Origin of the sequence: Streptomyces sp. NBC_01481 (assembly GCF_026339995.1) — a bacterium.
Classification (GTDB): Bacteria; Actinomycetota; Actinomycetes; order Streptomycetales; family Streptomycetaceae; genus Streptomyces.
Genome location: NZ_JAPEPT010000003.1, coordinates 104,513 through 116,191, shown reverse-complemented (window position 1 = coordinate 116,191; position 11,679 = coordinate 104,513). Strand labels below are relative to the sequence as shown.

Annotated in this window: 6 protein-coding genes and 1 pseudogene; 4 read left to right on the top strand and 3 right to left on the bottom strand. The window is 67.0% G+C overall.

Annotated features, from left to right (window positions below; all coding sequences use genetic code 11):
• Positions 1 to 11: 11 nt before the first annotated feature.
• Positions 12 to 2,237, bottom strand: a complete 2,226-nt coding sequence (locus OOK40_RS17115) for an FAD/NAD(P)-binding protein (protein ID WP_266482077.1) — start codon at positions 2,235 to 2,237, stop codon at positions 12 to 14.
• Between the two features lie 750 nt (positions 2,238 to 2,987).
• Between OOK40_RS17115 and OOK40_RS17110 the strand changes: the two genes are divergently transcribed.
• The 4 genes and pseudogenes from OOK40_RS17110 to OOK40_RS17095 all read left to right on the top strand — a co-directional run.
• Entirely contained in the window at positions 2,988 to 3,140 is a 153-nt protein-coding gene (locus OOK40_RS17110; protein ID WP_266482074.1) for a hypothetical protein, read from the top strand.
• A 606-nt stretch (positions 3,141 to 3,746) separates the two neighbouring features.
• Positions 3,747 to 4,031: a nuclear transport factor 2 family protein gene (locus tag OOK40_RS17105; RefSeq protein ID WP_266482071.1), complete on the top strand. Its 285-nt coding sequence runs from the start codon at positions 3,747 to 3,749 to the stop codon at positions 4,029 to 4,031.
• 299 nt (positions 4,032 to 4,330) lie between these two features.
• On the top strand, positions 4,331 to 7,378 hold the full coding sequence (locus OOK40_RS17100; RefSeq protein ID WP_266482068.1) for an amino acid adenylation domain-containing protein: 3,048 nt from the start codon (positions 4,331 to 4,333) through the stop codon (positions 7,376 to 7,378).
• Between the two features lie 212 nt (positions 7,379 to 7,590).
• Positions 7,591 to 7,895: pseudogene (locus tag OOK40_RS17095) on the top strand (transposase); the annotation flags it as partial.
• 319 nt (positions 7,896 to 8,214) lie between these two features.
• On the opposite strand, the gene OOK40_RS17090 reads toward OOK40_RS17095, so the two are convergent.
• Together OOK40_RS17090 and OOK40_RS17085 are read right to left on the bottom strand one after the other, a co-directional pair.
• Positions 8,215 to 10,188: a collagenase gene (locus tag OOK40_RS17090; protein ID WP_266482066.1), complete on the bottom strand. Its 1,974-nt coding sequence runs from the start codon at positions 10,186 to 10,188 to the stop codon at positions 8,215 to 8,217.
• A 286-nt stretch (positions 10,189 to 10,474) separates the two neighbouring features.
• Entirely contained in the window at positions 10,475 to 11,665 is a 1,191-nt protein-coding gene (locus OOK40_RS17085) for a M6 family metalloprotease domain-containing protein (RefSeq protein ID WP_266482063.1), read from the bottom strand.
• Positions 11,666 to 11,679: the final 14 nt, after the last annotated feature.

Below are 11,679 nucleotides of genomic sequence, written 5' to 3'. Positions count from 1 at the left end.
CGTGGGCCACGTCAGGCTGCTGTGGTCTGCTTCCAGAAGGTGCGCAGCCAGCAGAGGACGTTTCGCATGGCGTGGTGGTTCGCGTCGGGCTTCATCGCGCCGCCCTGGAAGAACCGCTGCCCCTCGATGGCGGGGCCGAGCACGGAGATCCGGTCGTCGACTGAACCGTCCGGGCGGATCACCCGGAAGTCCTCGGTGAGGTCGAGGCCGCCCGGTTCGAAGGCTTCGCCGCCGCCGGTGTGCGGGTTGCGCCAGACGCGTACGAGACCGCGGCGCAGCAGGTTCGGGTAGAGCGGCGCGATGTCGGCCGAGGCGTCGAAGGAGGGGACCCGGCCGTCGACCAGGACGTCGATCGGGCGGACGGCGCCGGTGCGCGGGCCTCTGACGACGAGGGTGTCGCCGTCCGTGTCCACCTGGGCCCGCGGTCCCGGGGACACGTCCAGGATTCCGTGCTCGATGAGCGCCTGGATCCGCTCCATGACCTCCGGCACCGGTCCGTACGCCAGTCGGTTGTGCTGGCGCAGCCAGCTGCCGAGGAAGGTGCGGTGCGCATCGGCGTGCAGGCCGCCGAAGTTGACGGCGTGCACGACGGCGGGGCGAAGACCGCGCCAGACGCCGTCCGCCGCGGTCTTGGCGGGGCTGGTGAAGATGCCCTGCCGCGCCCAGATGTGATCGACCGTCATGAACTCGACCATCGCCTTGCGGTACTGCTCGGGCGACGTCTGATCACTCGGCGCGATGGGGTCGAGGGTGCGTTCCCAGGAGAACAGGTTGCCGGAGGGAAGGACAGCGTGCCGGCTCGGCGATTCCAGGCCGGCGACGATCGAGGCCACCTCGGCCGGGTCGTCGAGCGCGGCTTCCAGCCGCTCCCTGGCGCTCTCTCCGAGAACCACGTCCACGTAGCGCCACAGCAGGGTGTCGAAGCACCAGGGCCGCACCTCGGCGCGGAGCGAGGCGTACGGGGAACGGCCGAGGAGGAGTGACTCCAGGGCGTCGACGGCCTCCGCGACGACGCGCTCGATCGGCGCCGTCAGCATGCGGACTGATTCCTCGGTCGATGCGGTCTCCGCGGTCCGGTCGAGGAAGTCCTGCCGGGCGACGGCCGTGGCTTCCGCGAGGTGCCCGCCGAAGTCGGCGCCGAACAGGGTCTCGTAGTACAGCAACCACATTTCGGCGACGATGAGCGGGAACAGGTGTCGCTCGTAGTCGATTTGGCGCGATACCGATCGGCTCACCCTGACCGGGTCGCTCCCGAAGTTCTCGCGCAGCCGGTCAATGGCTTCTAAGGTGAGGAATATTCCTTTCCGCTTATTCTTCTTCGCACCGGACGGACCGGACTCGTGGGGCCGGGCGAAGGCGAACAGACCGGATTCGCTGAAGGCGACGATGGAACTCGGCTCCTGCCCGGAAGGCACGTAGCGCAGTTCACCAGTAGCGGCCCGCTGAAAGCGGCCGCCGCGGCCCTCCGTGAGGTGCAGGATAACGTCGATACCCGTGAGCATCGTTCCGGCGCAACCGACCACCTGGCCGGGGCCCGCATTCGCCGGAGTGAGTTGCTCACGCAGCGGATAGGCGCTGGGCACGAACAGGGAACCCGGTACACGTGCGGCGGACTCGGCCCACCGGCGGGTGCGCTCCGAGCGCATGGGATCGTTGTAGGAGTGACCGGTCAGGAGGAGGACTTGATCGACGGCCGTCCGCGTCACGGCACCGTTCTGTTCGTCATCCACGGGGGCCGACGTGATGAGAAGCGGGCCCTCTTCTCCCTTTTCGGCGAGGTCCTCGATGTCGGTGACCTCGCTATGGTGCAGGGTCACCGTGACCGAGGGCTGGGAGCGCAGAATTTCCACATACTCGGAAAAGTGCTCACGCAGCGCGAGGCCGTGCAGGTAGCGCTTGGGCCAACTGTCCGGATCTATGTCGAAGCGGGGATCCCCGGTGTCGTCGAACTTTCGCCTGCACCAGTCGTACAAGTTGGGGCGAAGCTCCGCGGGAAGCAGCGGACCTGCGTCTTCGACGCTCTCGTCCGCACCGAAAGACACATGCTTGGCGATGCGGTTGAGGAAGCTCGTGGGAGCCTGCGCGTCGCTGTGCACCCCACCAGCACCGAAATGACCGGTGCGGTCGAAGACGTGGATGTCGAGCTTGACGGAACCGTCATGAGAGGCCACGGAAGCGGCAAGGCGCTCCATTGCGTAGGTGCAGTACGGGCCGCCGCCGACAATTGCCAGGCGCATCTGGGCCAGACCTCCCCCTCTACCCGCAACTCCCCCAAGTTCTCCATGAAGACCGGATTCGGACATACTTACCGGTTTGGCAAGATTTCCCGCAGGCTGCACTGATTCCTACTCCCCCGTCGTACAAGAAAAGCTATCGGCGACGAGCGCCGACCAATCCCCGTGTCGCGTTAATCGTTGATGTCACACTCGGCATGACCCTCGGCCGTGTGAATAGCCGGGCAGAACGACGACTGCGCAAACCTACACTCCCCCTGAAGCGCGTGGCACCCTCCAGTCATTCAGAATTACCCAGGGGGCCGCCCAAGATCCATCGAGTGTATCCCTTCGAATTATCTCTGACTACCCTAATTTTCAGGTCCTATAGAGTCGAAACGGACGGAAACACCATAACAACGAGGTTTGGTGACGGCTCGTCAGTTTCCAACGCGCGATGTGATGAGGACCACCGGTCCGGCCTCCAGCCGCGACAAGTTCTGGCCGAAATCGGACTCCCAAGTCTCAATAGTCGCGCCCAAACAGGCCCGTCGAGTATTCAAAGGTGAGCTTCGCCTTCTCCGGACCGGGATTCACGACTACATACAGCTCGTTGCGAGCCGACGCGTGCACGGCGGCGCCTCTGACGGCGGACCGTGCGGTTCCAGGGCGGGCGGCTGTGACGGTCAACACCGTGACGGCACCGTGAGGAAGAGTGCGGCGCCGGGGGGCCTTTAGCGGCAGCCCGGCCACCTCGCTCAGCGGCAGGTCCTGATGGTCGAGCGCCGTGAACAGCGTGCCGCCCAGATCACGTACAGCGTGGCACCCAAGCCCGCTGCCGCCTCGGTGACCAGCCCAGCCGTACGGCCGTCGAGGGCGTACGGGCCGCCGTACCCCGACAACCCGGCCGGGCGGAAGGGGTCGTAGGGCAGGCCCAATGCAAGCGGGGCGCCGTCGAGTTCACTGCGCCATCACTCCTCCAAATGCCGAAGCCGATCGGAAGTCCTGAGCATGCTCGGCGCACGCGAGTCCGTGAACTGTACGGAGCGCAGCGGGCGTTCGGCATCACACCCGCGGCGGGCGACGTGCAGATCCTGCCACAACATGCATCGACCAACCATCGAATATGTCGCGTGGTGCAGCACGGCCGGCAGGATCCCGCGGTCCGCGGCGATCCGGGCCTCCGGAAGCGGAAGAGCAGGGTCCGCTGTGGCGACTGCGGGAGCAGAGGGGGAACAGCGGTCCCGGGGGGCTGCGTTACCAACGCAACCCCGTTGCCTTCGTTCCGATCCGGCACCTAACCGACCTGCCACCAGCGGAGATACGGTCTCTACCAACCTCGGGCAAACACAACCCAATGCGAAGAACAACTCCTTCGAACTGAACGGCGATCCCTGCTAGCCTTCCGGATGCATGTGCGGGGGCCATGTATGTTTTGGCACGCCGCGCTGGAGTACCGCGCCACCTTCTGCCACAGCCGCCCGACCGACCGGGCTGGCCCATCGGCGGAACCAAGGACGGAGACATCCCGATATGACGGCCCCCAACAACACGGCAGAGGGACTGATCCGCCGCTACTACACGTGCGTCGACCGTCAGGACCCAGCGATGTTCGACCTGTTCCACCCCTCGATCCGCTACAAGCGTCCGGGCCACCCCGTGATCGAGGGAATCGCCGAATTCCGCGAGTTCTACGCCGCCCGCCGCGTCATCGTGAAGGGCCAGCACGTCGTCGAAGCGCCGTTCCACTCAGACCGGCAGGTGGCGGTCGAGGACGGTTCACCGGGATCCTCCATGACGGTTCACGCGCCGACCTGACCCTTCAGCGACTTCTTCGACCTGATCGAGGAGGCGGGCACCATCCTCATCGCGTCGCGCCGCACCTCCTTCGACGACACGCGAGTGTGACGGACCGTCGCAGCAAGGCCCTAGTGCCATGACCGGAGACGTTCACCCGGGTCGCGGCGCCCGGCACGGCGCCTCGCCGCGTTGTCGGACCGCGCGAGCAATTCCGTACGAGCTGCGGCCCTCCGCCTTGCGACGTACCGCACCGGACGCCGCGACCTGGCAAACCTTCCCAGCCACGGCACTAGCTGAAAGACCGATGATCCATGGACATGCACAGCCCCTATGCACGTGGTGAACGCATCGAACGCGTCATCGCTCACCACGCCGAGCGCACGCCCGAAGCGATCGCCCTCCGCCAGGGTGACCGTGCGTTCACCTATGCGGAACTACGGCAGCGGGCCGCCACCATGGCAGAGGGGCTCCACGCCGCGGGAGTGCGGCACGGAGACTGTGTCCCCGTACGCATGGAACGCTCGCCGGAGCTGGTCGTGGCGCTCCTGGCCGTCCTCGAGGCGGGGGCGACCTACATCGCCGTCGACACCGCCTGGCCCACGGCTCGCACCGACTCGATCATCCAGCGTTCCGGGGCGTCCTTGGTGGTGTCGGAGGACAACTTCGCACGCTTCGCGGCCGGCGCGGCCGAGCCCGTCTCGCTGAAGCCCCTCGAGGACGGCACCGAAGCAGCGTGCGTCTTCTTCACCTCCGGCTCGACCGGGCAGCCCAAAGGCGTGATGTCACCGCACCGCGGCACCATCCGCACCCTGGTCGACTGCCCGTCCATTCCCCTGGACGCCGACAGCGTCTTCCTGCAGTCGGCGCCCCTGCCCTGGGACGGCCTGTCCCTGGAGTTGTGGGCCCCGTTGCTGAACGGCGGCTGCAGCGTCCTGCTCGACCGAGGTCATCCCGCCCTGGACGCGGCCACACTGCGTGAAGCTGTGCGGAGCGGGGTGAACAGCCTGTGGCTGACCAGCTCGCTGTTCAACGTACTGACCGAGGAGGACGTAGAGGTCTTCCACGGCATCCGGTTGCTGCTCGTCGGTGGCGAGCGTGTCTCGCCGGCGCATGTCCGCCGGGTCCTGACGGCCCTTCCCAACCTGCACATCGTGAACGGTTACGGGCCCGCGGAAAGCACCATCTTCGCCACCACGCACGTCGTGCGCGCCCAGGACGTCGTCGAGACGGCCACCGAAGTCCCCATCGGCCGGCCGGTGCCCCGAACCGGCGTGGCCCTGGTGAACGCCTCCGGAGACCGCACGAAGCCCGGCGACATCGGGGAGATCGCCATCTCGGGCGACGGCCTCGCCCTGCGCTACCTAGCGGACCCCGAAGCCACGGCGCGCGCCTTCTTCGACCTGGACGGTGTCCGCCACTACCGCACGGGAGACCTGGCGGTCCTGGACGAGGACGGCAACTACCGCTACCGGGGCCGCGCCGACCGTGAGTTCAAGATCCGCGGCGTGCGCATCGCCCCCGGAGAAGTCGAAAAGGCGTTGGAAGCACACTCCAACGTCGCCACGTGTTGTGTGCTGCGCATAGAGACCACGCCCGGGCGGCCCGAGCTGGCCTGTGCCTACACCACGCTCGACGACGCGCCCCTGGACCCGCGCGAACTACGCGAATTCGCGGCCCGTACGCTGCTCGGCGCCATGGTGCCTACCCGGCTCCTGTACCTGCGGCAACTGCCACTGACTGCCACAGGCAAAGCCGACTACGCGGCAGTTCGCGTCCTGGTCGAGCAGGATGCCGCTCCGGCACCTGCCTCCGCTGCCGGCGTCACGGACACGTCTTCCGACTCGGTCGCCGACCAGTTGCTCGCCGAGGTCGGACAACTTCTCGGCTGCCCGGGCACCACACCTCACGAGGATCTCTTCCACGCCGGGCTCACCTCCCTGGACGCGGTGCGACTCGCCTCCCGGATAACCTTCCGCACGGGAGCTCACATCACGGCGGCCGACGTGTACCGGCAGCGGACCCTCGACAAGCTTCTGACTTTGAGCGGCGATCGGGAGCAGTCGGCTGATGTCGGCCCTGGATCGCTGGACGCCGGCCACGGCGACGCGCCTCTGTCGCGGGCCCAGGAACGGTTCTGGCTGTCCGAAGAGTTCACCCCCGGCGACGCCGACAACATGATCGTGCTCGCTTACGCCCTGAAGGGCCCCTTGGACACCCAGCGGTTCGAGGCGGCCCTGAGCCAGGTGGTCGCGCGGCATCCAGTACTGCGGACCGTGTATCCCTACGAAGGCGCCGAAACGGTACAGCGCGTCCTGCCGACGGACGACGCCACCGTGGCCCTGGAACACACGAGCGCCCCGCACCACACGGACGGGGACGATCTGCGAGAGCTCGCCGAAGAGATCTGCGCGGATTGGTGGGGCGGACCCACGGATCTGGAGAAGGAGCCGTCGCTGCGACTTCGGCTGTGCCGCATAGACGAGCAGACACATCTGTTCTGCATGCGCGTGCACCACCTGGCCTTCGACGGCTGGTCGGAAACCCTGTACATGGAAGACCTCGCCGCTGCCATGGAACCGGACGTATCACTGGCCGAGCCACCACACGTCACCTACGCCGGGTACAGCAGGTGGGAGCGGGACCGGCTCGGCTCCTGGCTCGAGCACGATCTGCCGTACTGGCAGGAGGCGCTCAAGGATGCGCCGCGACCCTTCCTGCCGCGCCCCTCCGAGGGCACACAGGCCCGCCGCATCGAATCCGTCCTGCCGGTGTCCCCCGAGGTGGTCGCCCAACTGACAAGCACCGCAGACACGTTCGGCGGCCCACCGGTGGCCGCACTGCTGGCCGCGGCCGGCAGGTCCTTGTCTCAGGTGTTCGGCGTGGAGGACCTGTGCCTGGGCACCGTGTCGACCGGACGACACAATCCCGAGTTGGAATCGATAGTCGGCTGTTTCGTCAACTCCCTGTCGATTCCGCTGACGTCCGTGCCCGCACGGGATGCCACGGAGCTCCTGGCCACCTGTGCCCGGACCGTTGCGTCGGGGTTCCAGCACGCCCGCACGCCGTTCGACGAGCTGGTGCGGTCCTTGCAGCCCAAGCGGGACCGGCACCCCTGGTTCCAGGTCTGGGTGATCTTGCAACGCCAGCCCCCGCGGGTGCGCCTCGGCGAAGGGGTGACCGCGGAAGCGCTGCGCATCCGTCCCCCTCATACCGGTTTCGAGTTGCTGATCGAGGCTGTGCCGCAGCCCGATGGCGCCTGGGAGCTCGTGTTGAGCAGACGCGCAGACGGGATGTCCGACGCTCAAGCCGAGCGGCTGCTCGAACAACTTGGCGACGTCCTGCACGAGTTGTCCACTGCTGCCTGACGTGTACTTCGCCCGCCACTGTCGACGATGTAACGGACGTACGTGCCGCCGGAGGGCGAACCTCTCGGTACAACAACGGGTACCTGGCTTGACGTTCAACGTCGCTGGTCACTCGACCTGCTGAGATCCCCGCGATCCGGCAGCATGTGACGCGGCCGTTCTCCACGCTTCGAGATGTCGAGTCACGAAGTGCAAGAGAACGGCCGCTGCTCATGTACGAGAGCCTCTACGCTCGCGCCGACGCGCTCTTCGGGCTCACCGACTCCGCGCTGTATGCGGACGCGCCGGTGAACACCCTGGTCGAGCTGTCGCTGACGATCGAGCACCGGCGCGGGCACGGCGCCTTGTGCCCGGCACTGGACCGGGGCTGGATTGAACCGACGCGTCTGCGGCGTGCTCTGGCAGACCTACCGCTGCCGACGGGCGGATCGTACTGGCCGTGGACGTCAGTAACTGGCTCCGCCCCGACGCTCCCACCAGCGACGACCGGCCTTTGTTCCACCCCTACGGACGCGGATCCTGATCGTGACGGACTCCGGCTACTACGTCGCCTCCCTCTCCCTCGCCGACCCCGCTGGCACGGCGGCGTCCTCACTTTTGCCAAGCTCGGCCCTTGGCGCCATCGACGTCACCACCACCATGGGCACCACCTCCTACGGGAAGGCAGAGACGAGTGGCAGGTCATCGGGCTGGCTGGTCTCTTCCGCGACATATGACCAGGGAATGCCGCCGCACGCCCCAACTGACCGGCAGGAGCACCGGCAGTCGGGGGTGCGGCGGCACCCGTGTGACTTCCTCGGGGACGGCTCAGTTCTTGCCGGTGACCGAGGTCCCGGTCACTGACCGCTCCGGGCCGGCAGTTGGCCGCAGTCGCCGCCGGCGCACTTGCTCAGCCAGTCGGCGAAATCGGCGTCGTACGTGGTGCCGATGGTGTCGCGGAGCAGGCTGTAGGCCGCGTCGTACTCGCCTGCGCGGTAGTGGCCGAGCAGGGTGGCCACGTCCTCGGGGTGCGACTGGAGCATGTAACGGACGCCCAGATAGCCCCACTGGTAGATACGCGTGGTGTCGGCGTTGTCGTAGGTGGTCCCGAAGAGCTGGCTGAGCTTGTAGCTGTTCTTGCCCGCCTCCTCGATCGCCCGGTCGTAGGTGATGCCGCGGTACGAGTAGGAGACGTACTCGGCGAAACCCTCGATCCACATCACGGTCGGGGTGGTCTGCCCGGCTGCGAAGTCGCCGTACATGTCGTAGCGGCCGTCGAGGTAGTGGGTGTACTCGTGGTTGAGGTTCCAGATCTGGAAGGCGCTGTCCTGGGCCGGCTGCTCGTAGGCGATGAAGCGCGGCTGGTTGTCCTCGGCGGCCGGGTCGCCCTCCAAGTACATGCCGCCGTTGTTGGTGTCGATGCCGAAGACGACACCGGCGTACGTCTTGTAGTCGGTACTGGAGTTGAAGGCGACGATCTCGATGCTGGTGTTGTTGTCGTCCTTGACCGGACCGTTGTCCTTGACGATGTTGTGGAAGACCGGGTCCTGCTTGAGGACGCTGTCGCATGTGGCCGACAGTTCGGACGCGGTCAGCTCCTGTGCGAGGATCTTCACGCTCGGACCGCATTCGTGCTTGACCGTCAGCACGGCGTTGCGCACGCGGTTCTGCAGGTCACAGGTGTCGTACTCGGCGCAGTTCTCCTTGTCGTACTCGTCCGTCATCTCGGCAAGGCCGACCCAGAGCGGGGCGGTGCGTCCGGTGATCTCGCTGCGGCCGAGCAGCTCCTTGACCAACGGCTTGACGGTGTCCTTGAGGTCGGCGTGCCGCAGGAAGCGGCCGAGTTCGCGTCCGGCGTTGCCGGTCAGGTAGGACTTGTCGGTGCCGAGCAGATCATCGTGCGCGACGGCGAAGTCACGCAGTCCGGTGAGAACGCTCGGGTCCGCCTTCACGGCTTCCACGAACTCCGGCAGCTGGTGGCCGCGGAAGAGCACGGTGTAGGTGTTGTTGACCGCCGAGAGCATCCCGTAGAACTGGTCGTACGACGAGTTGTAGTCCTTCTGCAGACGCTTGACCACGTCGAGGTGGCGGGTGTTCTCGCCGGAGCTGTCGATCAGCGTGACCGTCTCGGCCAGGGTTTCTCCGTTGGCCTCGGTGACGTCGAAGGCGTGGGACGAGCCGAAGAAGGCGTCCAGGGCGCCCTGAATGCCGCTCTTCAGCGTCGGGCCGTATTCGCCGACGTTCTCCGGCTGGTTGTACTGGATGTAGTAGCCGGCGCGCAGGTACAGCACCACCTGGGTTGCGAAAGTGCTGTTGTCCCCCGGGTAGTTGGCCGCGACATCCTTGAGTGCGTTCGCCACCGTGACCATCTGTTCCTCGCGGAAGAGGGCCTTGGAGTCCTCACCGGTCACGCTGAACAGCGTGTTGATGCAGGTGGTTTCCGACTGCTTGATCTGCTCGACCAGGGCAGCGCCCGTCTTCGAGGTGAAGTCGCTGACGTTGCAGTCCGCCGCGGCCTTCGCCGTAGAGCGGGCCTGCTTGCGCTCTGCGGCGTTCTGGGCCGCGGGGAGCGGAGGACGTTGCGCGGGGTTCGAGGTCTTCGTCGCCGATCGCGCGGGGTCGGCGGCGTGTCCGGGTGCGAGATCGGCGGCAAGCACGGTGGATGAGGCGGGCTGTGGGGCGGGGGCCGACCTCGGTGCGGGCTTGGGTGCCCCGGAGCCGGCCGGGGCCGCCGCGCCATGGGGCGCGAGCATGGTGAGCCCCAGGCCGGCGGCGGCCACGGTGGGTATCAGCAGTTGGGCGAGTTTCCTGAGAGTGGGGGGTTGGCGCATAGCGATGGCCTCCAGGCCGGTCGGCAGCCGTGCGTGGGGCACGGCGGTGGGGGGTGCGGACCGTGATGGCAGCGGAAGTTGAGCCCTCCCGCAGCTGTCATGCCCACGGAAAGTGTGACCGTACAATTTCACAGTTCACATGGCAGTGAAAGAGGGTTGCAAACAGCAAAAAAACTGATGAGTCGTCAGAACGTGGTCCTGTCGGGGACCTTGAGAGGGCAACGTTTCCGGCAGGGTGAACTTCACCCTGCCGGAACATCACGCGGGATCAGCAGGCCATGGGCCTTCACGACTTGCTTAGCCGCACCACATCCCCTGCCCAGCCGTCCGCGAGGACATCGATCCGAACTCCGGTGTCCGGGTCGGTGAAGGTCTGGCCAGGCGCGTAGGCGGCCAGGTCCAACTGGGTGCAACCAGTGGGCGGGGTGGCGGTCGGGTTGGCGTTCATGATCCTCACCGGTCCCTCGCCGGTCTGGGCGGCGGAATCGACCTTGTAGATGAGCACGCCGGTGGAACAGGCGGCCGCGTCATTGCCCTCGGCGCGGCGGGACTCCGCGACATACGCCGTGGTCTCGCCTGTGCGCAGTACGGCGATCTTGGTCCCGCCGGGGCGCTCCACCGGGGTCAGCCGTACCGTGCGGCGTCCGGGTCCGGGCAGGCAGGCGACCTGGCTGTCGCGGGTCCAGCCGAGCTTCCACGAGTGCCAGCCGAGGTACTGCGGGGCGGGTCCCGCGATATTGCCCATGACGTCCCAGCCGCCGGCGTACTGGTGGGTGGGGGCGGTGAACGAATACAGGTCCGGGAGGCCGAAGGTGTGACCGGTCTCGTGGGCGGCGACCTTGTATCCCCAGCGCCACATGTCCTGTCCGAAGGTGACCGCCCACTTGAGACGGGTGCCGTCGGCGGTGACACCGGACGTGTTCGGGTCGAAGAGGTAGGTCGGGGAGAAGGAGATCGCGGCCGCTGCCTTCGTGGGGACGACATAGACCATGTCGTACTGGGAGAGGTCCGCGTAGGGGTCGGCCGCGGTGATCGCGTCGCGTACGTACTTCTCGTGGGTCTCGAAGGTGAGGCCGCGCGCGAACCCGTACGAGGTGGAGTCCGCGGGCATCCGGATCCAGCGGTGCAACGAGCTGATGGCGAGCTGGGAGCGGCCGTAGCTGGCTCGGCTCATCCAGTCGGCGGCCGGGGCGAGTTGGGTGGCGTACGCATCGGTGGAGTCCGTGGCCTGAGCGTCGGGGAAGTCGACGAACAGGGTGAGGACGCGGCGGACGCCTCTGGAGGGCTGGAACTGGTTCGCGTCGGTGTTGTGGCCTTCGTCGGTCCAGCCGGTCTTGCCGACAAGAGCACAATCAGCGGCCGGAGCAGGCGAATTGGGCTCGGCGGCAGCGGTCGCCGTGGTCGGGGCGGCAAGACAGGAGGCAAGGGCGATTGCGGCGGCGAGGGGCCGCAGGCGGGTGGTCGGCAGAGTGGACATGTCTCTCCCATCGG

What these genes read in the sequence shown, in the direction of transcription:
- OOK40_RS17110 (WP_266482074.1), top strand. Translation starts at nt 2,988, where the DNA reads ATGGTCGAGCGCCGTGAACAGCGTGCCGCCCAGATCACGTACAGCGTG.
- OOK40_RS17085 (WP_266482063.1), bottom strand. Translation starts at nt 11,665, where the DNA reads ATGTCCACTCTGCCGACCACCCGCCTGCGGCCCCTCGCCGCCGCAATC.
- OOK40_RS17100 (WP_266482068.1), top strand. Translation starts at nt 4,331, where the DNA reads ATGCACAGCCCCTATGCACGTGGTGAACGCATCGAACGCGTCATCGCT.
- OOK40_RS17105 (WP_266482071.1), top strand. Translation starts at nt 3,747, where the DNA reads ATGACGGCCCCCAACAACACGGCAGAGGGACTGATCCGCCGCTACTAC.
- OOK40_RS17090 (WP_266482066.1), bottom strand. Translation starts at nt 10,188, where the DNA reads ATGCGCCAACCCCCCACTCTCAGGAAACTCGCCCAACTGCTGATACCC.
- OOK40_RS17115 (WP_266482077.1), bottom strand. Translation starts at nt 2,237, where the DNA reads ATGCGCCTGGCAATTGTCGGCGGCGGCCCGTACTGCACCTACGCAATG.